Genomic DNA, 24,559 nt, shown 5'->3' with positions numbered 1-24,559 from the left:
TTATGTCTTCACCACCGTTAATCCTTCATGGGTTAATTCCAGGCATTCCATAGCCACGCTGTTGGCTCCGGCCGAAAGAACCGGTCCCGTATATTTTACCGGGAAAGCGCTCTTAACACGCCATACAACAATGGGTTCATGATTTTCGTTCAACAGCGAAATGGTAATATCCCTTCGCTGGATCTGGTTCATTTGTTTAGTATTGATCCATTCAAAAAAGTCATTGTCGCCTTTAAGAATGCTTCTTTTTAAAATAATATTGGAATAGCTGCGCAGGCCGGGCAGTTTACGCATCTGGTCTTCCGGGCTGGCGCCTTCGCGGAAGAGCACCGGCTCTATTTCAATGTTCAGTCCGGATATTTCGGCAAACCCCGTACGGGATCCGCCCCAATCGGCCGTAAAATGATAGCGGGAAACAGGTTGTGGCATGTGGGTTGTTTTTAGATCCGGATGGCCGGATAAATAAAACACCAATGTACAACAACGGCCGGCGGTTTCCCCTCGCTAATTTTATGGATGATCGGGAGCTTTAATTGGTGGGAGTAAAATCCATTTTTGGCACATTCATGGACCGGTCAATAACCCGGATCTCCAGTTCCAGGATCACTCTTAAAGCGTTGAAGTCTATTTTGTCGGCATCATCGCCCGTTTTATGATAGTCCGGGTGCCCTCCGGTATGAAAAAACAGAACCGGTATGTTCTTTTTGTAAAAGGAGGTCTGGTCAGAACCACCACTTCCGTCCCTGCTTGTATAAAACTTTATACCGGATGTAACGCCTTTAAAAATTTCAGGGAAAGAAGAGCTGGTTCCGTATCCTATTACCGCCACCCCGTTACTAGGATGATACCTTCCGATCATATCCATATTCAGCATCCAATGGATGGTATTGAAAGCCACGGTCGGGTGCTCTACAAAATACTTTGATCCCAGCAGCCCCAACTCCTCCGCTCCGAAGGCAATGAAAAGAAGATTAAAACGCTCTTTAACCCCGTTTTTTGCATAATATTTCGCAAGCTCCAGGAGTCCGGCCACACCGGATGCATTATCGTCTGCACCGTTATGTATTTTTCCAATATTCAGGGAGTCTTTGCTATTGCCCAGCTCACCGTACCCGATATGGTCATAATGCGCACCCACCACAATGGTATAGGGCGCATCGTTATTTAAAAAACCGATAATATTGGCTGCTTTCCGGATACTATCTGTTACCGCCACTCTTTTAACCTTCGCTTCAAAAGACTGGCGGAATGCATTCGTACCTAATGGAGTGAGCCCATATTTTCTAAATTGTGCTTCAATATAAGTTGCAGCTGTTTCGGCTTCCGCACTTCCCGTTTGGCGGCCTTTCATTTTATCAGCAGCCAGGTAATGGACGTGTTTTTTTAATTTTTTTTCAGATATCTGGGCATTTGCAGTTGAAAAGATAAGCAGAAAAAGGAGCAAAAAATAGTTGTTCATAAACCTGTTATTAAAGGAGCCCGCATAAAGCTGCAGGGTTTGTCAATTCATGCGAAGATCAGGAAATCATACCGGTATTTTGCACAGTATCAGGGACGCGACACCGGGCATATGTCCGTATTCTGCTGCGCTGTTATAGCAGGAGCAGTGAGAAGGAATAAGTATTTATATTTGATAATGACACTACGGACCGACAATTAAATTTTTCGCGAAAATCAGTGAAGGGGGTAAATGACCATGCGATCAGAAATAGAACCATTATCAGCGTTGCAACCGGAGCTTGACGCAAACGGGTTTACCGTTGTTGCAGGTATTTATACCCCGGAAGAAATAACCGCGATCATCGAAAAGGTCGGACAGGCGGATCGGGCTGCTGCTACTTTTAGACGGTCGGCTGACCTCTTTGCCATCCGCCGGTTCCTGACGGAGGTTCCGGAAACCCGGGAGCTGATTTTTAATAACCGGTTAAAGGAACTGATCAACCGGCTTTCAGGGAACGGCTTTTTTGTAGTAAAAAGCATCTACTTTGATAAACCCGCGGCGTCTAACTGGTATGTAAGTTACCACCAGGATCTCACTGTTGCTGTTGATTGCAAAGCGTCAATACCTGGTTTTGGTCCGTGGACAGTTAAACCGGAGCAGTTTGCGGTACAGCCGCCATCTGTTTTCCTGGAGCGTATTTTTACCGTACGGATACATCTTGATGATACTGACGAAACAAACGGTGCCTTAAGGGTAATACCAGGATCGCACCGCAAAGGCATTTGCCGGCGGGAACAGATTGACTGGTCTGTAGAAACCGAACGCTCTTGTTGTGTTCCGCAGGGTGGCATCATGATTATGAAACCACTATTGCTGCATAGCTCCGGGCGTACGTTGAACAGCCGTCGGCGGCGGGTCATTCATATTGAGTTTTCAGATATGGAACTTCCCGCCGGATTAAACTGGGCCGAGCGCATGCCGGTGTTTAACGAAAAAAACGCCTGGTAGGCGGTTGCCGGGTTTTATGCACCTTGACGGGTGGCCGGCATAAAGGTGAGCTGGCCGGCATACATCCATAATAACCCAAGCAATCAGCGCATCAGCGGCGCTTAAAACATATTCCGCAGGATGCATTTACAATCCAACTGTTTTATATTTGGTTGATGAAAACCGCTTTTTTTATACCGCCTTTGTCGATCGCGGAGTATGTAAGTGGTATCCTGGTTGTCGAAGATTTCAACAGCCTTCACGAGTTTGTGATTCCCCTTTTTGCCAATGGCTGTCCGACCCTTGTTTTCCAGACAGCACCAGCCATCAAAGCCGGGCAAACAACCGGCCATCTTTCTCTTTACGGACAAACCATACAACCTGGTGAATTGAAATTTAAAGATCCCTTTGTCTTTATCGCCTATTTTTTTTACCCGCATGCGCTGAACCCGCTTTTTGGTATCAATCCCCGGGAAATTACCGGGAGCGATCTTGATCTAATGTTGTTAAAACAGGCCAGGGATATCAGCTTGGAAGCGCAACTGCTGAATACCACCCCGCTTGCCAAACGGCTGGAACTGATTGACATGTATATTTTAAAGCTGGCCGGGCAAAAAACCAAAATCGATGAAAAAATTGTTTTTGCAACCAGCCGGTTACGCAAAAGTAATGGCCTGTATACATTGACCGAACTGCAAAAAGAGCTGCACACAACGGAAAGAAGCTTCCAGCGGCTATTTGAAAGCCAAATTGGGATTGCTCCCAATCTTTACCGGCGCATCTGCCAGTTCCAGTTCGCCTTTCAGCAGGTCAACCAAAAAAAAGTGCTGAAGCTTACAGATATCGCCTACGACAGCGGGTTTGCCGATCAAAGCCATTTTATCAGAGTATTTAAAGAGTTTACCGGGCTAACCCCCAATGAATACCTGGCAAAGCGCGCGCCCTATAACCCTGAATTCTGATTTTGTCGGTTCCGTTCTATTTTTCCGTGCGCCCGGCGACGCATTTTTGCGGTATAAATTTTTATCACAATGAGAAAAATAATTGTAACCGAATGGATGTCGTTGGACGGCATCACCGACGCCGCCACCATGGCCGAATGGTTCAATCCTTATCACAGCGACAGCAGGGCGAATGCCATCCGGGAAACCATCCATAACAGCGAAATCATGTTGTATGGACGTGTAACTTACCAGATGCTTTATCCTTACTGGAGCGCAATGAAGAACAATGAAATGGGCGTTGCCGAAAAGCTCAATACTTCAAAAAAGTATGTGGTTTCCGCCACCTTAACCGAAGCGCCCTGGGAGCACACCACTGTTATTAAGGAGGATCCGGTTAAGGCGGTTACCGAGCTCCGGAACCAGGAAGGAGGTCCGGTTTTGGTACAGGGCAGTGCCACACTTGTAAAAACGCTGGTGGCTTCCGGTCTTGTAGATGAATGGAAACTGCTGGTGCAGCCACATATTATGGGTACGGGAGCCGGCCGACTGTTTGCCGGCATACATACCAGCTTGGATCTGCTACAGGTGCAGCAATTGGAAAAGGGTGTGCTGCAGCTTTGTTACGGCCGGGGACGCAAATAAGGGTGAGCCGTGTAAAACGGGCTATGAGTGACGGTGATTTCCCACCATGGCGTAAAAAATAAAATGCAGCCGTGCGGGCGCGGCTCCGGCGCATTATTTGCTACCTTTACAGCATCATTCCGGGAGCGCACATGCTTCCCGGAAATCTGTTTTATTCATGGCCACTGTAAAATTATCTTTAAATACCGAGCAGATCACCGAGGAGTTCTTTGAAGACACAAAGCTCCTGGGTATTGTAACCACGGTTAAGGACTATAAATTTTGCTGGAACCTGAATAATTTGCTGGAGCTGGATTTCCGGATCAACCATGATATCGAGATCAAGTTAAAACGGAAGAGAAGGCTTTATTTTTTTTCCGTGTACGAATACCGGGACCCCAATAGCTCGCTGTGCCATTATTTATATAATAACCTGTATGACGGGGAGTTTTTGCTGCCGGAATTTAAACACCTCGATTTCCTGTGGCTGATGAAAAATGACACAGTGACCGATGAATACCTGGAGCAGGTAAAAGCCTGGCTGCGGGAAATTCCAGGGGTGCAGTTGATTACCGAGCTCACCAACGAAAAAATAAAGAATAAGGATTATCTGATCTTTTAAAACCAGTGTTATGTGGACAGAAAACGATAATAAACTCTACCGGAAGTTCGCTTTCAAGGATTTTAACGAGGCCTTCGGTTTTATGGCCCGGGTGGCGCTGGCCGCTGAAAAAATGGACCATCATCCCACCTGGACCAATACCTACAATACTGTGGAGATCTGGCTTTCGACCCATGATGCCGGGGATGTGGTTACCGAAAAAGATCATAAACTGGCAAAAAAAATTGATCATTGCCTTTAAGCTTTAATTTATTATTGATAAACCGCAATTGCATTAAATTATGAGAAAAGTACTGTTAATGATGGCATCCCTGATGGCTGGTATTTTATTATATGCACAGCCTCCGGCCGGGGCGGCTAAAAAAGGAGATGCCTATGGTGAAAAAATAACCGCGAAAGGCGCCCTTTCCCTGGAGGAGCTGGCTGGTAAGCTTTCTTCTTCAAAAGAGGAGGCGGTAAGGGCCAAAATAAAGGGAACTGTGCTGGCGGTTTGTGCAAAAAAAGGATGCTGGCTAACCATGGAACTGACGGATAAAACGAAAATGCAGGTTAAATTCAAGGACTACGGTTTTTTTGTGCCAACGGCTATCGCCGGGAAAACAGTGGTGCTGGATGGAGTGGCGCGCCAGAAACTGGTTTCGGTGAACGAGCTGAAACACTATGCAGAAGACGCCAAAAGGCCACAGGCGGAGATCGATGCGATCACAAAACCCGAAAAACAGGTACGGTTTGAGGCGAGCGGAGTGCTGGTAATCTGATAATAGCGCCCACAGGGGCTACCACTCGAAAACCAGGTAAGGGATGATCCTGTCCGCAGACCCATCAGCAACAAGATTTGAATCTTCCGGTAATGGGGATCCTGCCCATATGTAACCGGCTCCCTGAATTCCCAACAATCCAACAGGAGAACAAAATTTTCACTTCCTTATTTTTTGTTGGGAATCTGGTAATACACTACTTTTGCAGCCTGAAAACGGGCGTTAGGCCCTGTTTCAATACAAAACGTATTAAATATCATTATTTATGCCGGAAATAAAACCAGACGAAATAAGTGCCATCCTTCGGGAGCAGCTGAGCAATTTTAATGCCCAGGCAGATTTAGAGGAAATTGGTACCGTATTACAAGTGGGTGATGGTATCGCCCGCGTTTATGGCCTTGGAAATGTAAGGTATGGTGAACTTGTTGAGTTTGAAGACGGTGTACGTGCAATTGCGCTGAACCTGGAAGAAGACAACGTGGGTGTGGTATTGATGGGAGAAGGCAAGGATATTAAAGAGGGCTCCAAGGTACGCCGTACCAACCAGATCGCTTCTATCAAAGTGGGCGAAGGCATGACCGGCCGTGTGGTAAATACGCTGGGTCAGCCGATCGATGGTAAAGGCCCCATCTCCGGCGAGCTGTATGAAATGCCGTTAGAGCGTAAAGCTCCGGGGGTTATTTTCCGGGAGCCGGTAAAAGAACCGCTGCAAACTGGTATCAAAGCCATCGATGCGATGATTCCCATCGGCCGTGGCCAGCGGGAGCTGATCATTGGTGACCGTCAGACCGGTAAAACAGCGATCGCGATCGACACCATCATCAACCAGAAAGAATTTTTTAAAGCAGGCAAGCCTGTATATTGTATTTATGTTGCCATCGGACAGAAAGCATCTACCATTGCTGGTGTGATGAAAACCCTGGAAGATAACGGTGCGATGGAATATACCACCATCGTTGCTGCATCTGCCTCCGATCCGGCTCCGTTGCAGTTCTACGCTCCGTTTGCGGGTGCTGCCATCGGTGAGTATTTCCGCGATACCGGCCGCCCGGCGCTGATCATTTATGATGACCTGTCTAAACAGGCGGTGGCTTACCGCGAGGTTTCCCTGCTGCTGCGTCGTCCTCCGGGCCGTGAAGCATACCCTGGTGATGTATTCTACCTGCATAGCCGTTTGCTGGAAAGAGCTGCAAAAGTGATCAACAACGACGAGATCGTAAAAGACATGAACGATCTGCCGGATTCGATCAAGCACCTGGTGAAAGGCGGTGGTTCTTTAACAGCGCTCCCGATCATCGAAACACAGGCGGGTGACGTATCAGCCTATATCCCTACAAACGTGATCTCCATTACCGACGGCCAGATCTTCCTGGAATCTTCATTGTTCCTTTCCGGTATCCGCCCGGCCATCAACGTGGGTATCTCCGTAAGCCGTGTGGGTGGTAACGCGCAGATCAAATCCATGAAAAAAGTAGCCGGTACCCTGAAACTGGATCAGGCGCTTTACCGCGAGCTGGAAGCCTTCTCAAAATTCGGGGGCGACCTGGATGCGGCAACCAAGAACGTAATTGATAAGGGCGCCCGGAACGTAGAAATCCTGAAACAGCCGCAATATTCTCCGTATTCTGTAGAAAAACAGGTAGCGATTATTTACCTGGGTACCAACGGTCTGATCAAAGATGTACCGGTAAATAAAGTGAAGGAGTTTGAAGAACTGTTCCTGTTGGAAATGGAAAATAAATATCCCCAGGTACTGGCCGAGTTTAAAAAAGGAAATCTGCCTGAAGAAGGATTAAAACAAATGGTGGAACTGGCAAACGGCCTTATCCCTCAGTTCAAGAAATAAGCAGTATAACTTGATTTTTTAAGGGCTGTCCGTAAGGGCGGCCTTTTTTTTGGAGTAAAACAACGTTATATGTGGGGTTTTTTTAATTTAATGGCCGATCGATTTTTGCAAATGATAAGTTTTCCGTAATTTTAGGCAACCTTAGACGATATAAATGAACGCGAACGGCCCTCTTATATGCTTATTGGTTGACGATAACAAAGTAGCGCGGGTTATTTTAAAAAAAATTCTTCTTAATGTAAGTAATATTAACGTTATAGGGGAATGTGAAAGCGCATTGGAGGCCAAAAGTTTTTTAGAGGCCAATCATGTAGATATTTTGTTTTTGGATGTTGAAATGCCGGAAATGAGTGGCCTCGACTTGTTAAAGTTATTGCCGAACCGCCCGCATACGATTTTAACAACAGCAAAAGAACAATACGCGGTAGAAGCTTTTGAATTGAATGTAATGGATTACCTGGTAAAGCCCTTTACACTAACCCGGGTCCTGGCCGCTATTGACAAAGTTCAGGAGCTGATCCGGTTTAAGCAATCGCAGCAATCCGATGCCATTACGCCCAAGCATTTGTTTATAAAGGAAAACAAGGTAATCCGTAAAATCAATGTGGATGATATTTTATGGATGGAGGCAAAGGGAGATTATGTACAGTTTAATTTACCGGATAAAATGTACATGGTTCATGGAAGCCTTAAGACCATTGAGGATAAATTTTCGCCGGATAAGTTTGTGCGGGTGCACCGGAGTTATGTGATTGCGATTGATAAGGTGGAGTATATAGAAAACCGATTGGTGTATATAAAAAATCAGCCCATACCCGTTTCAGAAAGTTATAAAGATGCATTGCTGGCAAAGCTGCACCTTTTATAAAAACAACAATACCTGCCGCAATAATAATGCATTCGCAGCGATTGCAGAAAGCGCCGTTTTGAAAGAAACGCTTTTAACCATTTTAATAGATTGACAAAATGCTAGCGACCATGACTGAGCCCCTTCTAAATAATATTGAGCCCCAATATAACAATCTGGATTACCTGAGAGATTTACTGGGTGACGACATCAATGCCGTTAACGACATTCTGACTGAAATAAAGACGCAGTGGAGAGACGACCGGTTTCATTTAGAACAGGCATTAAATGAAAATGATATTGCTGAGGTAAAACGATTGTTACATCGCATTAAATCTACCTTTTCCCCCCTGGGTCCGGGGCATGTGCTATACCGGGTGGTGGCCAATGGTGGAGAATCCTTCCTGGAAAAAAGAGGCACACTGAATAGCGATGGGGAATACTGGAACACGTTTCTTAAAAGCATTGAGGGAATGGTACAGGATCTATCCGCAGCCTAATGCAGCAATACGCCTGTTACCTACTGCTAATACCGGATCATCATTTTTAAGGCAATTGAAAGGGAGCAGTTTGCCCTGGGATAACCGTGTAATTTCTTTGGTAAATCCGTCTGCATGGGTTTTGAAAGCTGGTAGTGAAGCGGTTGGCTTACTGGCGGATCAGATTTTGTATATCCCGGTCGGGTTTCAGGAAGTTCATTTGCTGTACGATCTCCCTTGCTCGTTTTGATACTTCGGGCGACATGGGTTTGGCCTTGCGCTTTATCGGGTTGGGCAATACCGCGGCAATGGCCGCGGATTCAAATACCGTCAGTTCTTTAGCAGGTTTGTTAAAATAACGCTGCGCTGCCTGTTCTATACCAAAAATACCCGGCCCCATTTCCGCCACATTCAGGTAGACTTCCAGGATCCTTTTTTTACCCCAGATATTTTCAATCATAAATGTAAAATAGGCCTCAAGACTTTTGCGGATCCATCCCCGGCCCTGCCAGAGGAATACATTCTTGGCTGTTTGCTGGCTGATGGTGCTGGCGCCGCGGATCCTGCCGGGCTTTTTCTGGTTGTATTCGATTGCCTTCTGAATCTGCTTCCAGTCGAAGCCATTGTGATCCGGAAACAATTGATCTTCGGATGCAATCACCGCCAACCGTGCATTTTCAGAAACTGAAGCAGATGGCCGGTTTTGCTGGTGAAACCCCCGGCCGGCCATGATGCTGCCGATCTGCGTAAGCGTAATAGGCGGATTCACCCATTTGAGCAGTACGATATAAAGCAGCTGGCCTACGAACAATACCACAAATAGCCGTTTGCCCCATTTCCATATGCCTTTCAGAATCTTCATTGTATAAAAACAGATCGCTTATTCATGCAAATCAATAGCGTAAAATAGAAATCTGCACCCAACTGTACCGGTTTTTCCGAAATGCAGTCAACCGGCCACCAATATGCATTTCACCAGGGCCCTTGCTATCGGTTGATTTCTTAATGATTTCAATTACAGCCGTTTAACAAAAATAAGCGTATTTGATGCTGCTATATGTTAAATATATAAAAATATCAAATGCTAAAGATACTGCGGCTCTCAGATAACCAGCCGTATAATAAGCGCTATACCAAAGCACATCAGCACAAAACCATTGATGCGGTTCAGCAGATGGATGTTTCGGGGAGTCAGCCGGGTACGGATCTTATTGGCCAGCATTACCTTTGCAATATCTGTACCCAGAACGATCAGCAATGCTGTTATAAAAATGACGATGCGCTCATTGATGGTATGAGTGATAACGGAGGAGGAGGCGGTGAGCCAAACAAGAAAGATACCGGGGTTGAGGGTATTCAGAAAAAAACCGGAAAGAAATAGCTGAAGATAATCCCGCTTCCGGAAAACCGGAGGAGTCCGTTTGATACGATCACGGATGCGGATCTTTTTAAAGAAGGCATAATAAATACCCAGTACAATGAGAAAGGTGCTACCCACAATGCTGATGGCCACCTTTTGTGAGCTAAGACCGGTAAAAAATTGCGAAAAGAAATTACTGGTAAATGCAAGGGTAGTATCGCTGGCGGAAACACCCAGTACAAAGGCCAGTCCGCCCCGGTGGCCTACATTAATACTGTGTTTAATGACTGAAAAGAACACGGGCCCTACCGCAAGGCAGAGGACCAATCCCATGGTTATTCCTTTAATAAAGGCTTCAATCATAATCGGATAACAATATAGCCGAAGTTTTTAAAAAGGGGATCAAATTTTCCCTGTTTTTAAAAAATTTTCCCAGTCAAGGAGTATCCGGCCTTTCATCACCCGGGGAAATTTATGCTGGCTGCCCAGTTTGCCTTTCAGCTCCATAAACTTCATAAATGTTTCCGGGGGCAATACTTCAATAAAAACCTCTTTTAATGCACTGGTTCGTTCTGTTGCGTAATCGTCGTTGATCTCGCGGAGCTTATTATCTATAAACGCAATCAGCTCCTCTTTGTTTACCGGGTCGCTGGTAGCTACATACCAGCGGTGCGCAAAATAGCCTTCATAAGGAAGACCGATAACCGTATACTCCTGAATACTGATATTGAAATGATCATTGGCGTCCTGGATGGCCCGGTTCATATTTTCCACGCTCAGGTGTTCACCCACCAGGCTTAAGAAGTGCTTGGTTCTTCCGGTAATGATCAGTTCCGCCTTTTCCTTATCCAGGAACTTGATCGTGTCGCCAATCAGGTAACGCCAGCTTCCGGCATTGGTGCTCATCAGCAGGGCATATTCCTTGCCTTCTTCCACCTCGTCGATCAGTTTTACTTCCGGGTGGTCAACAATGGTGCCTTCCGCATCAAAATTGCAATTGTCAAAAGGCACAAATTCAAAAAAGATATTATTATCTGTTACCAGCTGTATGCCCCGGTCTTCTTTCATCTTATACCCGATAAAGCCCTCGCTGGATAAGTAGTTTTCTACATATACGATGGGTTTCCCCAACAGCTTGTCAAAAGATTTTTTATAGGGCTCAAAGGCCACCCCTCCATGTACAAAAACGCCGAAATTTGGCCATATTTCATGAATATTTGCCAATTTATAGCGTTCTATGACCATTTCCATGCACATCTGGCACCAGGCCGGCACACCTACAATATACCCGATATCCCATTTATGGGCATTGTCTACAATTTCGTTCAGCTTCTGGTTCCAGTCAGCAATGGCAGCGATCCGTCCACCCGGTTTGTAAAAGGTTTGAAACCAGAACGGACGTTTTTTTGCCAGGATGCCACTCAAATCGCCTGCAAACCAGCCCGCCTCTCCTTTTTGAAGATTGGTAGCGCCACCGATGATGAGGAAATCTTTAGTAAGGGATCTTTTATTGGCCTGTTTATAGCCAAAAACACTGATCAGCTGTTTAATGTAGTTGATGGTGTTGCTTTTCAACAGGTCTGTGGTTACGGGGATGTATTTGCTGGAGGCTTCAGAAGTACCCGAGCTCAATGCGTAATATTTAATTTTCCCGGGCCATGTGATATCGGGTTTACCCTCCAGCGTTTTCACCCACCACTGCTGGTAGATCTTATTGTAATCATAAACGGGAACCAATTGCTGGAAGCTTTTTTCGATGTTTTTGGAAAGAAGGATCTCGTCAAACCGGTATTCCTGGCCAAATTCTGTGAATCTTGCCTTTTTTAATAGCTTTTTTAATACTTTCTGTTGCTGTGTTTTTGCATTACGCTTAGGAAGTCGCAGTGCACTGGCAATCGATCGCGGTAATTTAATATCTATTATTGATGCCATATTCTACTAACTACTGTAACCGGCAAAGATACAACTTTGAACGCCGGTGTGCTCATATAAACTAAACTGCACCTTTTGTACGGAATGCTTCCGATTCAAACAGATTGGTGCCCGTAAAAGGCCCTGTTCCGCATAGCTGTTCCCCGGTATTCCGGCCGGGCTTTAAGGCTCAACTGTGGTCTGCGACAACAAGGCCTGCAAGGTAACTATAAAACCGATAGAAACCATACAGTTGTTAGCGGCCTGCTGCGGGTGTTCCTGTTTAAGGTTCAACGTTCCAGTTGGATCCGCTTGATGCTCAATCCAATTGGCTAAAAGCCGGGGGCTTATTTCAGGTTTAAGGGGCCGTTTAGATCTGTTTGCACTTGATGAACCTAGCCTCCTCCTCCTCGCTACTTGCTATTCCTTATTGCCTGTGGAAGATCAACCGGAGGAGAGTAATCATGGAATGCGGGCGGATGCATTCCCACATTTTCAAATTTCCACATTATTACATCAACTTCCGGCAATGATGCTATTACCATTGTAAAAATTCAGGTAGCGGTGCTGGCTTTGCCGAACGATGCGGATCAGTTCTGCAAAGCGCATATCCTGCTCACAGAGATATACCGGCGAATGCGGATGCGCCTTAAGAAGGACAACCAGCTGCTGCTCGGAAGACGGAATAATGGTAACGGTTGACCCGATTTCGGCAAACTGCCGCAGCAGGCCGGCGGCAGACTGTTCGGAACCCACGACGATGACGGCTCCCTTATCCTCCGGTTCTTTCTTTTTACCAGGCCGGATCAGGCCCGATATATATTTTAAAGCGGCATGTGTCCAGATGCCCAGGTGTACCAGCAACCGGAGCCCGAAGCGTTTGGTGCCCCGGTGGTGTTTGTTCACAAAAATGCCCATGGCCTGGTAAAAGTTTTTAATATAGCCCAGGCTGCTCTTTGACGTGCTTTCCCCTTTAAAGTGAATAATGGCCGGATCTGATAAATAATAATTTTTATACCCGCTTTTGTAAATACGGTAGCTGAGGTCAATATCTTCTCCGTACATAAAAAAGGCCTCATCAAAGCTTCCTGTTTTTTCAAGCACTTCCCGTGGAATCAACATAAAAGCCCCGGCCAGCACCTCAACATATTGGTCTTTTTCGTCATCCAGGTGCCCCATATAATACCGGTCAAATGTCCTGGATCCGGGAAAAAAGCGATGCATCCCCGATAATTTAAAAAACGAAGCGGAGCATGAAGGAAATCCACGTTTAGATTCCTTTAGAAAAATACCTGCACCATTAAACATCCGGATACCAACGGCGCCCACAGTTTCATCCCGTTCAAAAACTTCCAGGCTTTTTATCAGCGCGTTTTCAGGCACCAATGTATCCGGGTTCAGGAATAACACAAAACGGCCCGTAGCACTGCGAAGGCCCTGGTTACAGGCACGGCCAAAACCGGCGTTCTCTTTATTGGCAATAAATAAAACCTGCGGAAACAAGGGCAGCAGGTATTCCAGGCTCCCGTCTGTAGAGCAATTATCCACAACAATAATTTCTGTTTGCAGATCTTTTGCCGCACGCAGTACCGATACCAGGCAGTGTTCTAAAAAGTACTTTACGTTGTAGCTAACTATAATGATGGATAGGGTCATTTTTATAAAAGCAGGAGCAATGCACAAAAATAAATGAATTCGGTTATTGGAGCGTTGAGATTTGAGAATCGGGAATGGAGCGATTAGCAATCAACTTTCAGTCGTTGGATTCCCAAATCTCAATTCTGAAATCTGACCGCTGAAAGCTAAATCGCTATCTTTGCCCTCATGTTAGCAACTGTTTTGGAAGAAGCCGTTCGGGCGGGTGCAGCAGAACTGACCCGCTATTTCCAGCAATCATTTTCTGTACAGCATAAAGAAGGCCGTAATAACCTGGTTACAGATGCCGATCATGCATCTGAAGAGGCCATTATTGAAGTGATCCGCAGGCATTACCCCGATCATTTTATATTGACCGAGGAAAGCGGTGCCCTGGCGCAGGAGTCGGATTATAAATGGATCATCGATCCGCTGGATGGCACCATTAACTTTGCGCACGGAGTGCCCATTAATTGTGTATCCGTGGGAGTGGAATATAAAAAGGAGATCATTTTAGGGATGGTATACAATCCGCATATGAATGAGCTCTTTTTTGCGGAAAAAGGAAAGGGCGCTACATTAAACGGGCAGCCGATAAAGGTTAGCACAGAAACAGAGGCCATGCGCTCCTGCCTGGTAACCGGTTTTCCGTATGTATATATTCATATGGAGAACGGTCCGCTGCAGGTATTTGAACGGCTGATTAAAGAAGGCGTGCCGGTACGGCGCCTTGGGGCTGCGGCCATTGACCTTTGCTGGGTAGCCGCTGGCCGGTTTGATGGGTTTTACGAACATAAACTGGAAGCCTGGGACAGTGCAGCCGGTTTTTTAATTGTAGAAGAAGCGGGTGGCCGGGTCACTGATTTTAACGGAGACCGCTATTCTCCTTATCAGCACCGGATTGTTGCCACAAACGGAAGGATACACGAAGAGTTGTTGAATATTATTAATGATGTACGATATTAGATGCAGGATGTACATATCTGCTTAATCATTATGAAACCTATAAAACATGGACGCGGAAGAATTAAAAACCAGAACGAAGCAATTTGCCATTGACGTTGGCCGTTTATCAGAATTATTACCGGAGACCCATGTTAATATAGCGTACAAAAGACAAATTATACGATCCTCTAGTTCAACATGCGCTAACTACAGGGCGTCCAGAAGAGCAAAGTCTGATGCCGATCATCTGAATAAGTTGAAAATCGTTGAAGAAGAGTTAGATGAAAGTTTGTTCTTTCTTGAATTGTTGACAGCATTTAATCCTGTATTTAAAGAACGAATAGATGTTTTTATAAAGAGGGAGAGATTTTACTCAGGATCATTGTAGCGACAATTATAACTTTACGTAAAAAGAGAATTTGACATTGTGATGGCGTACAACGTACATCATACCTCGTACATAAAAAAGTAAAAAGTATGTCAGAACGTACAGAATTATCGGAACTGGGGGAATTTGGTCTGATCGACCATTTAACCAAAAACATAGAATTGCAGCATGTATCCTCACTGGTCGGTGTAGGCGATGACGCCGCCGTGATCGATCATTTCGGAAAACAGACAGTGGTCACAACCGACCTGCTGCTGGAAGGGGTTCATTTTGATCTGATGTATACCCCGCTGAAACACCTGGGCTATAAATCGGTAATTGCAAACCTGAGCGATGTATATGCCATGAATGCGATGCCCACACAAATTACGATGAGCATCGGGATCAGCAACCGCTTTAGCCTGGAAGCGCTTGACGAATTTTATGAAGGGGTATATGCCGCTTGCAGCCACTATGGGGTAGACCTGGTGGGCGGTGATACCACTACCTCTCAAAAAGGATTTGTGATCTCTGTTACCGCCATCGGGGAAGTGGCCCCGGATCATTTTGTGAAACGAAGCACGGCAAAAAAAGGCGACCTGCTTTGTGTGAGCGGCGACCTGGGTGCAGCCTATGTGGGCCTGCTGTTCCTGGAGCGTGAGCGGAAAATATTTCTGGAAAGCCCGGGCGTGCAACCGGACCTGGAAGGAGAAAGCTATGTGATCGGCCGGTTATTAAAACCAGAGGCCCGGAAAGATATTATCGAATTTTTTGCCGAAGCGCCGGTAATGCCAACCGCCATGATGGATATCAGCGACGGCCTGAGTTCCGAGATCCTGCATATTTGCAAAGACAGCGAACTTGGATGTATATTGTACGAAGATAAAATTCCGATTGCGGAAGAAACCCGCAATGCAGCCTTCAAATTTGAGATCGATCCTACAGCCTGCGCATTGAGCGGGGGAGAGGATTATGAATTATTGTTTACGGTGGCGCAGACCGATTATGAAAAAATACAGGCCAATCCCGCCATCAGCATTATCGGTTACATGACCGACGCCGCAGATGGGGCACATATCATTACGAAAGGAGGTGGACGGCATGCCATTACAGCCCAGGGTTGGAATCCTATCTGACAACAACCCGGCGAAAAATAAACAAAACCATGCTGTACCTTACGGGGATTAGTGTATCGGTATATTTATTAATACTGCTGATTGCGAAGCCAAAAAAAACCACCGCCGATAAGATCCTTACGGCATGGCAGTTTCTGGCAACCATTCATCTGGTGTATCTTTATTTATTCGTTACCAAACAGTACAAAGAAGTGCCCGGTGTGCTGGGATGGGAGCTGCCCCTTCCGTTCATCCATGGTCCTTTCCTATATTTATACACCTTATATGTCACCAACCAGCAAAAACATAAATACCGGTGGATCTGGCACTTTTTACCCTTTCTGGTCGGTTATCTGATGTGGATACCGGTGCTGCTTCAATCACCGGAGCAAAAATTGTACACCTATGAGCACGGTGCGCCTGGCTACAAGGTGATCATAACCGTGCTGACAATCGCCACTATTGCCTCCGGGATCAGCTATGTTAGTGCATCACTGGTATTGCTGAGGCGCCATCGCAGGAACATCGCGGGACAGTTTTCGAACACCGGTAAGATTACGCTCAACTGGCTGCGTTATCTAATTGGCGGTATCGGAGTGATCTGGTTCTTTGTAATCTTTTACCTGACAGAGCAGACACTTTACATTTCTGTTTCCCTTTTTATCTTTTTCCTGGGGTTTTTTGGAGTGCGGCAGGAAGGTATCTTTAATAGAAGCAGTTCCGGAGGCCAGCCGCCGCAACCATTACCGGATGAAGACCTGGTTTTGCTAAAAGGAATGCCGGCGGCTCCGGCAACACAGGCAGCTGCCGTCCTTATGAAAAATGCGGCACCCGAAAAAGTAAAATATGAAAAATCGACATTGACCGACGATGATGCAACCGAGATACATGGGCGGCTTGTGAAACTGATGCAGGATACGCTGTTATTTAAAAATGCCGAATTAACCCTGGGTGATGTGGCCGGGCAACTGGATATCCATAGCGGCATCCTCTCGCAGGTGATTAACTCAAAAACAGAGAAAAGCTTCTATGATTATATCAACCACCTGCGCGTGGAAGAATTCAAGAGGATTGTTGCCCTTCCCAACAATCAAAACTATACCCTGTTGTCCTTAGCCTTCGAATGCGGCTTTAACTCCAAATCATCCTTTAACCGGAATTTTAAAAAATTTACTGGGCAGGCGCCATCTGATTATTTGAAAAGCTGATGCGCTGTGCATACTAACATAAACATAATTACGGATCAGGAACATGCATGGAGCCGCAGGGCTTTAGGAATTCATTAACAAAAAGGATCGTTTTTAGAGGTGCCACCCTATTTGGTGGGGCGATTTGCGCAGGTACGACACCCATATTTGCAAAAAAATCAATTTTTATCTTTTAAACTTGTTTTTGTGCGAATGAATCCGGCTGCTATTTGGTGGAGTGCGATCCTGCCCCTTTTTTTCCTGTTTTTTAATCATTCCCTGCTGCAGGCACAGACCAACCAAACCCAATTGGTGCGGGGACGGGTGCTGGATGATGTGACCCAGTTCCCGATCGAAGGTGCCACGATCACGGTTTCGGGCACCAGCCGGCCACAGGCCCTGTCTGACAAAAACGGCTATTTTGCACTGCAGGTACCCCTGGGCCGTTATAGTTTTGTTGTTACGCATACCGGTTATGAGCCCCGTACAGCACCTGAAGTACTGGTAACCGCGGGAAAGGAGGCGCAACTGACCATACTGCTACCAGAAAAAACCACGGTTTTAGACGAAGTGACGGTGCAAACACGGAGCAGGCGTAACCTCAACAATGAAATGATCACCGTTAGCGGGACGGTGTTCAACCCGGCAGATACCCGTCGTTTTGCCGGTGCTATCGGAGATCCAGCCCGCATGATCAGCGGGATGGCGGGTGTGGCCAATGCATCAGACGGCCGCAATGATATTGTAGTGCGGGGCAACTCACCGCTGGGGCTTTTATGGCAGGTGGAGGGTGTAAATATTGCCAACCCCAACCATTATGGTTCCCTGGTAAGCACCGGCGGTCCAGTGAGCATTTTAAATGCCAACAGCCTGGCGAAATCCGATTTTATAGCCGGTGCTTTTCCGGCTCAGTACGGCAATGCCCTGGGTGGTGTATTTGACCTGCGGCTAAGGAATGGCAACTCCGAAAAAACCGAAATGGTCGGGGAGATCGGTTTTGCCGGTTTTGAGGCCGGCATCGAGGGGCCTTTTTCCCGGAAGAGCAAGGCGTCTTACCTGGTAAACTACCGGTATTCTACTGTTGGGTTGCTGCAGGCCATCGGTTTTAATGTAGGCACCGGGTCCTCTATTCCGCAATACCAGGATCTGAGTTTTAAGATCCACATCCCGCTGTCGGCAAAAAATACCCTGTCTCTTTGGGGAATGGGTGGCCCCAGCAAAATTGATTTCCTCGGGAACGAGGCTGACACCGCAAATAACAAAAATCTTTACGGTGCTGAAAACACCAATCTCTTCTCCCGGTTTTTTACCGGTGTTGGCGGGGTGAGCCTGGAGACCAACTTCAACCGGAAAACGTTTGGGAAACTGAGCATCGGTATCAACAGGGCCACTGAAAAAGGACTGGCCGATTCGATCAGTGAACAAACCCGTGAAGCCTTCCGCACTGGAGAAAGCCGGTTCAATACCTCCCGGTATGAGATCGCGTATACCCTGGCACATAAATTCAACGCTAAAAGCAGTGTGCTTTCTGGCGTTACGGCAACCGCTTTTCAGTACCGGCTGTTTGATAAACGGATCTATGGCAATTACGAAAGCGAAACCATCCAGATCGATGAAGACACCCGTACCACGTTGCTGCAGGCCTTCAGTCAGCTCAAACACCGGTTTACAGAGCGGCTGACATTAACCGCGGGGCTTCATTATCAACAGCTGAGCCTTAATGGGGCGAATGCAATAGAGCCCCGTGCATCTCTGCAGTACGACCTGCCGGGCCGGCAAACGATCAGCACGGCTTATGGAACGCATGCGCAGATGCAAAGCCCCGTTGTGTACTTTAAGCGATCCTATATTAACGACCAGCCGGTGCATACCAACCGGCAACTAGGCTTTACGCGCAGCCGCCAGTGGGTATTGAGCTATGCCAACCGGCAGGCTTCATCCCTGCAGTTAAAAGCGGAGGCCTATTACCAACAATTATCCCGCGTGCCCGTAACCCGTTATCCCTCCGGTTTTTCCATGCTGAATGAAGGCGCCGGTTTTGGTATCATTTTAAAAGACAGCCTGGTTAATAAAGGCACCGGAGCCAACTATGGACTGGACCTTACACTGGAAAAGACCTTCAACCGGGATTATTATTTTTTGATCACCGGAAGCCTTTTCCAGTCGAAGTATAAAGGGAGCGACGGAATAGAGCGGAACACCACCTTCAATAATCATTACATTGGAAATGTTCTTACGGGTAAGGACTTCCGCCTGGAGGGCGATCAACATATTTTTTCCATAAGCCTGCGGATGACGGTTATGGGCGGGCGTTATGCCTCCCCGGTGGATGAACATGCGTCGGCCTCTGGCAGGGGTACCACCTATGATGAAGACCGCAATCCCTATTCTATCAAACAATCTCCGTACTTCCGCACCGATCTTAAGCTTGGAGGCCGCCGTAATTTTAAACGGTCTACCCTGGAAGGTGGCGTTGACCTGCGCAACCTTATCAACCGGCAGAATCTTTTTGTGCAACTATACGACCGGAAAACACAAAAAGTAGTGAACCAGTACCAGCCAGGCATCCTGGTTGTACCCTACTTCCGGTTCACCTTTTAACCAGCTTTATTACATGTATAAATAAATCAACCGAAAATGAAAAAAAGTATCCTTGTGCTGGCCTGCATGATCCTTGCCGGCACAGTGTCCATCCTTTCTTGCAGAAAGAATAAAACCGAAAAGTCTGCATTTGATAAACTCTACGAGCGGGTGAACGATCCGCAAAACCATTATTTCTGGGAACAGTTTCATGCCGGGAATATTGAAAATGTGAAGACCGTGATCCATAAGCTGGAGCAGCAGTATCAGGAAGATTCAACCAACCTGATCGCTACGGCGCACCTCGGGTTTGCGCGGTTCTGGCTGCTGTCTGAAGGGATGAGGGGCGGCGTTTCACCGGAAGAGATTCCCGGCCATGTGGCCGACGCCCGCAGGTTTTTTGCAAAGGCCTATCAGATGAATCCCAATGACAAACGGGTGCTGGGTTTCCTGGCAGACGCTGAAATGGCGCATGCGGGAATACTTCAATCCCAGGAACTTCAGCAGCAGGGGTATACCAGGGGAGTGGAGTCGATTAATGCCTGGCCGGAGTTTAATAAATTTACAATCGGGATCTCTTTTGCAGGCGCTCCCGTACAGTCACCGCTTTTTCAGCAGGCACTGGAATGGCAATGGACCACTTTAGAAGATTGTTACACGGCCTCTGTAGACCGCTCAAACCCGGCCATCCAGGCATTCATCAACCGCGATCTTTCCGGCCATAACCTGGGCAGGAAACGGGCCTGTTACAACAGCTGGATTGCACCGCATAATATCGAAGGCTATTTTTTAAACATGGGGGATATGATCGTACGGACGGGTGATGCCGCAACCGCCAAAAAAATATATGCCCTTGCAAAGGCATCGCCCAACTACAATACCTGGGCTTTTAAGGACGTGCTGGAAAAACGGATCCAGAATGCGGAGCGGAACACGACGGTATTTTTAGATCCGGCCCATCAGGGGATCGACAATGTGATCATTGCCAGTTCCGGCTATAACTGTTCGAGCTGTCATAAAATGAGCGCGGCCGACCAGGACCGGTTCAAAAATTACAATTGGGTCCAGTATTTTAAAACAAGAGACATCTATTCGCTGAACGGGTTAAGGCCCTGATGGGCCGCGACTGTAAAGCGCTACTGCTGCTGACGCGCAGATTTTCTGACACGTTTTTTTGGGTGCCGGTCTGTGCGTCAGCGGCATTCATATACCGGATCCGCTCCGCATTTTTTGCGGAAACGTCATCCTGCCATACTAAGCAATGGCCATGAAAATTGAGACGCCACTCATGATATGTAGCCTATAAATTGTAGTTTGCAGCAATTACATCGGTTATTTGTAAAAGCGGCTTTGGCATGAAATGGTGGATCGGTTTGTTTATGGGTATAGTGCTGTACTCCTGTAAAACAGGCAGGGTGGCGTTTAATCCTCAAAAGAAATTCAGTCTGCAGCAGTTGCAGGCCGATTACCACCTTTTCCGAAACATTCTGGAAGAACGGCATCCTTCTTTGTACTGGTATACATCCAAAGCTGTTATAGACAGCGTGTTTGACAACGGGTATCTCCAGCTTAAGGATAGTCTTACTGAACCGGAGTTTCGTAGAGTGCTGACGAAAGTGGCGACACAGATCGGCTGCGGGCACACATCCGTACGCGCTTCAAAAAAATATACAAAATACCTGGATACACTGAAAACGAAGGATGTGTTTCCCGTATATGTAAAAACCTGGAATGATACCATGGCGGTGGCGTATAATATTTTTAAAAACGACAGCAGCCTGGTCCGGGGTGCGTTGATCGATTCCGTTGGAGGCAAACCGGTGAAAACTGTGCTGGACAGCCTGCGGAGCTATATACCGGCAGATGGAGGGAACCGTACAGCAAAGGACCAGCGATTGAGCACGGGTACCTATTTCGGGGCATTATATACGTGGATCTATGGTTGGCCCAGGGACCTGCGTTTCGGATTCCGCGATAGCACCGGTACATCGCACGAACGTCTGATCCGGCCTTATCGCCCTCCGGTGGATACCAGCCGGAAGTCACATGCAGTATCAAAGCAACAACGGGAACCGCGCAGCAGACGGTTGCAGGAGGAGCGATCACTGATAATTGACAGCAGCGGCCGTTTTGCCACTATGGAATTGAACAGTTTTTCTGAAAAGCTGAAATTACGGTCGTTTTTCAGGCAATCTTTCCGGAAACTACGCCGGCAAAAAATACCGAACCTGGTAGTGGATCTGAGAAGTAACGGAGGCGGCAGGGTCGGCAATTCCAACCTGTTTATGAAATACCTCAGCAACCGGCCCTTCAAACTGGCAGATTCGCTGTATGCCCGCACCCGCAGCTCTGCCTACAGCCGTTTTATCAGCAATGACCTGGCGCTGAAATGGTTTATGCGTTTAGCTACCCATAAAAAGACCGACGGGTATTTCCATTTCACCTGGTACGAAAAGCATTATTTCCGGCCAAAGAAAAAAAACCATTATGAGGGGTTGGTGTACCTGCTCAGTGGTGGCAATTCCTTTTCGGCCACCTCACTGGTGATCGGCGGATTAAAGGCCCAGCAGAATATAATCGTCCTGGGAGAACCTACCGGCGGCGGCGCTTATGGGAACAGCGCCCTGCTGATTCCCGATGTAACCCTGCCGGCAACCAAAATACGTTTCCGGCTTCCCCTTTTCCGGATGGTCAGGGATAAGCACCTTCCAAAAGACGGGCAAGGCGTGCAGCCGGAGATCCTGGTACAGCCTACTATTGAAGATATACGCCGGGGGCGGGACTACAAGATGGAAAAGGTGAAGGAACAAATCCGCTCCTCAGAAAAATAAGAATCTTGTCTTTTCATCAACCGTTGTTATTAAAATGCACCCTCTATTTCATACACCCATGCATAAGGGCTGGGGTTATTGGCGGGTGTAACCTGTGGGGCGTGGATGGTAATACCGCCGGCTGTTGAACGGAAACCGACCCTCCCTGGAACACCAAGCAAGCGGATGCCGGATGCTTTTTGAATACCCTTTACCAGTAGCAATTCTTTCCAGGTAGTGGCAATGGCATAAAGCGTATGCCCTTTTCGCGTAAAACGGATGGTGGAATCGGTTTGCTTGGGCGCCGTTGTCCAGGCCGTGGTGCCATAAATGGCATCACCATTCACGTTGAGCCAGTCGCCTATGTCTTTCAACCGTTGCTGCATAATCACGGGAATGGTGCCGTCTGCGGCCGGGCCGATATTGAGGAGCAGGTTACCTCCGCGCGACACAATATCGATCAGCATGTGCACCAGGCTGCTGCTGCTTTGGTATTGCTCCAGGTTTTCATTCCGGTTTAAACCAAAAGAAGCACCAATGCCCCGGCATTCTTCCCAGGGTTTGTGCAGACCGGCATTTCCCTTTCCATATTCGGTGGAATTAAAAGTACCGTAGTGTTTATTGCCGGTTCCCCAGCGGTCATTGATCACTACCGTGTTTTTTACCGGAGATTCGTTATACAACCAATGGATAAAGGAACGGCTCTTCCATACCGTATCGGAATGATCCCAATCGCCGTCGGCCCAGATCACATCCGGCTGGTAACGGTTTACCAGGTCCTTTAGCTGCGGTAACATACGCTGATCTACATAGTTTGTCACATCCGTTTTATACAGCGGGTTGTACCATTCATACAGTGAGTAATAAAAGCCCATATGCAAGCCGGCATTCTTTACGGCCTTTGAAAGATCCCCGGCCAAATCGCGGTGCGGACCGGCGTCTACGGCATTCCAGTTCCAGGACTCACGGCTGGGCCAGAGTGCAAAACCATCATGATGCTTGCTGGTGAGCACTACATATTTAGCCCCGGCATCTTTAAAGAGCTGCGCCCATTTTACAGGATCAAACAGTTCCGCTTTAAACAACGGCGCAAAATCGGGGTATTTAAAACCAGGACCGTAAACGCGGTTCTGGAAGTCGACAAATTCTTTATGGATCTTAAGCTTGGTATTGTTCAGTCGCTCCCAATACCATTCCGCATAGTTGCTGCCAAAGCCATCGGCATTTGAATTGGTGGCCCAGGCGGGAACACTGTACAAGCCCCAATGGATAAAGATTCCGAACTTGGCATGAGTATACCATTCTGGTGTGGGTCTTGATTCCAGCGACTCCCAGGTAGGCTGGTATTGCTGGCTGCGGGCGGTAAAAGAAGTAAGCAGTATTACCGTAAGCAATATTAATTTTGAAAAAAAAACTTTTTTCATGTGCAGAATGTTGATAAGGAAGTGCAGATTTAGCAGAGAAAACTAATATTTGGTGGGCTCCATACTTGTATGCCGTAGCCGGATTATAAAGACCTCCTTCGGTGCTGTATAATACACAATCCGATATTTCGACACTTCAAGGTATAGGTATTTACCATCGTTGTTTTTCTTGTGGGGATCTTTGCGATGTACAACTTTATTGTCTGCCAGCAGTCCCACTTTTTCCAATATTCTTTCTTTTACTTTCTCGGCATTTTGAGGTGAATCATGTCGGATATATGCAATCGCTTCATTTAGCTGACGGACCGCGCTTTTAGTCCAGGTTATTTTCCGTTTTACCATCACCAGCTTTTTGCCATTGTTACTACATCTTCATGGCTATACGTATTCCCATTTTTCACTTCTTCCATAGCCGCTTCTATCTCCTTATTATATTGCTCAATAGTCACGCGATCCGGAACCGTTTGGCGGCCCTTTAAAAAGGCTTTCAGCATTTGTACTATGGATTTTTTTTCTGCCTCATTCAACTGGGTAAAATAATTAATCATCTCTTTATCTAATACGCTTGCCATAATATTCAGTTTCTACAAATTTAGTGCTAATATTTGAAACTAAGTTTGAGGTGCTCAGCCCACAGTTGTTGGTATGGTAATGCGCAATTCATTGATTTTATGTTCAAT

25 protein-coding genes are annotated in these 24,559 nt (G+C 46.9%); 16 read left to right on the top strand and 9 right to left on the bottom strand.

The features are described from left to right. Together LL912_RS17165 and LL912_RS17160 are read right to left on the bottom strand one after the other, a co-directional pair. Window positions 1–429 (bottom strand): phage tail protein, encoded by a 429-nt coding sequence (locus LL912_RS17165; protein ID WP_235554810.1) that lies wholly within the window; start codon window positions 427–429, stop codon window positions 1–3. A gap of 100 nt (window positions 430–529) precedes the next feature. Next, the gene (locus LL912_RS17160; RefSeq protein WP_235554809.1) at window positions 530–1,459 is read right to left on the bottom strand and encodes a M20/M25/M40 family metallo-hydrolase; all 930 of its coding nucleotides are present in this window, start codon (window positions 1,457–1,459) and stop codon (window positions 530–532) included. Between the two features lie 231 nt (window positions 1,460–1,690). Here LL912_RS17160 and LL912_RS17155 point away from each other — a divergent pair, with 231 nt between their 5' ends. The 9 genes from LL912_RS17155 (at window position 1,691) to LL912_RS17115 (ending at window position 8,566) form a co-directional block, all read left to right on the top strand. Further along, window positions 1,691–2,449, top strand: coding sequence for a phytanoyl-CoA dioxygenase family protein (locus LL912_RS17155; protein WP_235554808.1), 759 nt, complete (start codon window positions 1,691–1,693; stop codon window positions 2,447–2,449). A 155-nt stretch (window positions 2,450–2,604) separates the two neighbouring features. Then, complete coding sequence (locus tag LL912_RS17150) at window positions 2,605–3,390, top strand: helix-turn-helix domain-containing protein (protein WP_235554807.1); 786 nt, start codon at window positions 2,605–2,607, stop codon at window positions 3,388–3,390. A gap of 69 nt (window positions 3,391–3,459) precedes the next feature. Continuing rightward, window positions 3,460–4,014 carry a dihydrofolate reductase family protein gene (locus tag LL912_RS17145; protein WP_235554806.1) on the top strand — a complete coding sequence of 185 codons (555 nt, stop codon included), beginning with the start codon at window positions 3,460–3,462 and terminating at the stop codon, window positions 4,012–4,014. Window positions 4,015–4,171: 157 nt separating this feature from the next. Then, window positions 4,172–4,615, top strand: a complete 444-nt coding sequence (locus LL912_RS17140) for an IPExxxVDY family protein (RefSeq protein ID WP_231005670.1) — start codon at window positions 4,172–4,174, stop codon at window positions 4,613–4,615. 10 nt (window positions 4,616–4,625) lie between these two features. After that, window positions 4,626–4,856 (top strand): 4a-hydroxytetrahydrobiopterin dehydratase, encoded by a 231-nt coding sequence (locus LL912_RS17135; protein WP_235554805.1) that lies wholly within the window; start codon window positions 4,626–4,628, stop codon window positions 4,854–4,856. 40 nt (window positions 4,857–4,896) lie between these two features. After that, window positions 4,897–5,373 (top strand): DUF4920 domain-containing protein, encoded by a 477-nt coding sequence (locus tag LL912_RS17130; RefSeq protein ID WP_235554804.1) that lies wholly within the window; start codon window positions 4,897–4,899, stop codon window positions 5,371–5,373. Window positions 5,374–5,638: 265 nt separating this feature from the next. Next, window positions 5,639–7,219, top strand: a complete 1,581-nt coding sequence (atpA, locus tag LL912_RS17125) for a F0F1 ATP synthase subunit alpha (RefSeq protein ID WP_235554803.1) — start codon at window positions 5,639–5,641, stop codon at window positions 7,217–7,219. A gap of 154 nt (window positions 7,220–7,373) precedes the next feature. Beyond that, window positions 7,374–8,087, top strand: a complete 714-nt coding sequence (locus LL912_RS17120; RefSeq protein ID WP_235554802.1) for a LytR/AlgR family response regulator transcription factor — start codon at window positions 7,374–7,376, stop codon at window positions 8,085–8,087. A gap of 110 nt (window positions 8,088–8,197) precedes the next feature. Next, complete coding sequence (locus tag LL912_RS17115) at window positions 8,198–8,566, top strand: Hpt domain-containing protein (RefSeq protein ID WP_235554801.1); 369 nt, start codon at window positions 8,198–8,200, stop codon at window positions 8,564–8,566. A gap of 148 nt (window positions 8,567–8,714) precedes the next feature. Here the strand turns inward: LL912_RS17115 and mtgA are convergent, their stop codons facing one another. The 4 genes from mtgA to LL912_RS17095 form a co-directional block, all read right to left on the bottom strand. Further along, window positions 8,715–9,407 (bottom strand): monofunctional biosynthetic peptidoglycan transglycosylase, encoded by a 693-nt coding sequence (mtgA, locus tag LL912_RS17110; RefSeq protein ID WP_235554800.1) that lies wholly within the window; start codon window positions 9,405–9,407, stop codon window positions 8,715–8,717. A 240-nt stretch (window positions 9,408–9,647) separates the two neighbouring features. Continuing rightward, entirely contained in the window at window positions 9,648–10,268 is a 621-nt protein-coding gene (locus LL912_RS17105) for a LysE family translocator (protein WP_235554799.1), read from the bottom strand. Window positions 10,269–10,307: 39 nt separating this feature from the next. Then, window positions 10,308–11,837 (bottom strand): GH3 family domain-containing protein, encoded by a 1,530-nt coding sequence (locus tag LL912_RS17100; RefSeq protein ID WP_235554798.1) that lies wholly within the window; start codon window positions 11,835–11,837, stop codon window positions 10,308–10,310. 495 nt (window positions 11,838–12,332) lie between these two features. Continuing rightward, a complete protein-coding gene (locus LL912_RS17095; RefSeq protein ID WP_235554797.1) occupies window positions 12,333–13,472 on the bottom strand; it encodes a glycosyltransferase family 2 protein in 1,140 nt (379 codons plus the stop codon). Window positions 13,473–13,640: 168 nt separating this feature from the next. On the opposite strand from LL912_RS17095, the gene LL912_RS17090 reads away from it, so the two are divergent. The 7 genes from LL912_RS17090 to LL912_RS17060 all read left to right on the top strand — a co-directional run bounded on the left by LL912_RS17090 (window position 13,641) and on the right by LL912_RS17060 (window position 22,476). Then, complete coding sequence (locus LL912_RS17090) at window positions 13,641–14,417, top strand: inositol monophosphatase family protein (protein ID WP_235554796.1); 777 nt, start codon at window positions 13,641–13,643, stop codon at window positions 14,415–14,417. 46 nt (window positions 14,418–14,463) lie between these two features. Next, the gene (locus LL912_RS17085) at window positions 14,464–14,784 is read left to right on the top strand and encodes a four helix bundle protein (protein ID WP_235554795.1); all 321 of its coding nucleotides are present in this window, start codon (window positions 14,464–14,466) and stop codon (window positions 14,782–14,784) included. Between the two features lie 89 nt (window positions 14,785–14,873). Then, window positions 14,874–15,899, top strand: coding sequence for a thiamine-phosphate kinase (gene thiL, locus LL912_RS17080; RefSeq protein ID WP_235554794.1), 1,026 nt, complete (start codon window positions 14,874–14,876; stop codon window positions 15,897–15,899). A gap of 29 nt (window positions 15,900–15,928) precedes the next feature. Further along, a complete protein-coding gene (locus tag LL912_RS17075) occupies window positions 15,929–17,086 on the top strand; it encodes a helix-turn-helix domain-containing protein (protein ID WP_235554793.1) in 1,158 nt (385 codons plus the stop codon). Between the two features lie 192 nt (window positions 17,087–17,278). Then, window positions 17,279–19,666: a TonB-dependent receptor gene (locus LL912_RS17070; protein ID WP_235556527.1), complete on the top strand. Its 2,388-nt coding sequence runs from the start codon at window positions 17,279–17,281 to the stop codon at window positions 19,664–19,666. A 36-nt stretch (window positions 19,667–19,702) separates the two neighbouring features. Then, entirely contained in the window at window positions 19,703–20,761 is a 1,059-nt protein-coding gene (locus tag LL912_RS17065) for a tetratricopeptide repeat protein (RefSeq protein ID WP_235554792.1), read from the top strand. A gap of 239 nt (window positions 20,762–21,000) precedes the next feature. Then, window positions 21,001–22,476: a S41 family peptidase gene (locus LL912_RS17060; protein ID WP_235554791.1), complete on the top strand. Its 1,476-nt coding sequence runs from the start codon at window positions 21,001–21,003 to the stop codon at window positions 22,474–22,476. A gap of 29 nt (window positions 22,477–22,505) precedes the next feature. On the opposite strand, the gene LL912_RS17055 is transcribed toward LL912_RS17060, so the two are convergent. The 3 genes from LL912_RS17055 to LL912_RS17045 are packed head-to-tail and all read right to left on the bottom strand — an operon-like array spanning window position 22,506 to window position 24,451. Beyond that, complete coding sequence (locus tag LL912_RS17055; protein WP_235554790.1) at window positions 22,506–23,879, bottom strand: alpha-L-fucosidase; 1,374 nt, start codon at window positions 23,877–23,879, stop codon at window positions 22,506–22,508. Between the two features lie 42 nt (window positions 23,880–23,921). Continuing rightward, complete coding sequence (locus LL912_RS17050) at window positions 23,922–24,221, bottom strand: type II toxin-antitoxin system RelE/ParE family toxin (protein ID WP_235554789.1); 300 nt, start codon at window positions 24,219–24,221, stop codon at window positions 23,922–23,924. Further along, window positions 24,221–24,451 (bottom strand): hypothetical protein, encoded by a 231-nt coding sequence (locus LL912_RS17045; protein ID WP_235554788.1) that lies wholly within the window; start codon window positions 24,449–24,451, stop codon window positions 24,221–24,223. The genes LL912_RS17050 and LL912_RS17045 overlap by 1 nt, the downstream gene beginning before the upstream one ends. Window positions 24,452–24,559: the final 108 nt, after the last annotated feature.

Origin of the sequence: Niabella agricola, assembly GCF_021538615.1 — a bacterium.
Classification (GTDB): domain Bacteria; phylum Bacteroidota; class Bacteroidia; order Chitinophagales; family Chitinophagaceae; genus Niabella; species Niabella agricola.
The sequence above is the reverse complement of the archived record's forward strand: the minus strand, read 5'-3'. Positions and strand labels throughout refer to the sequence as shown.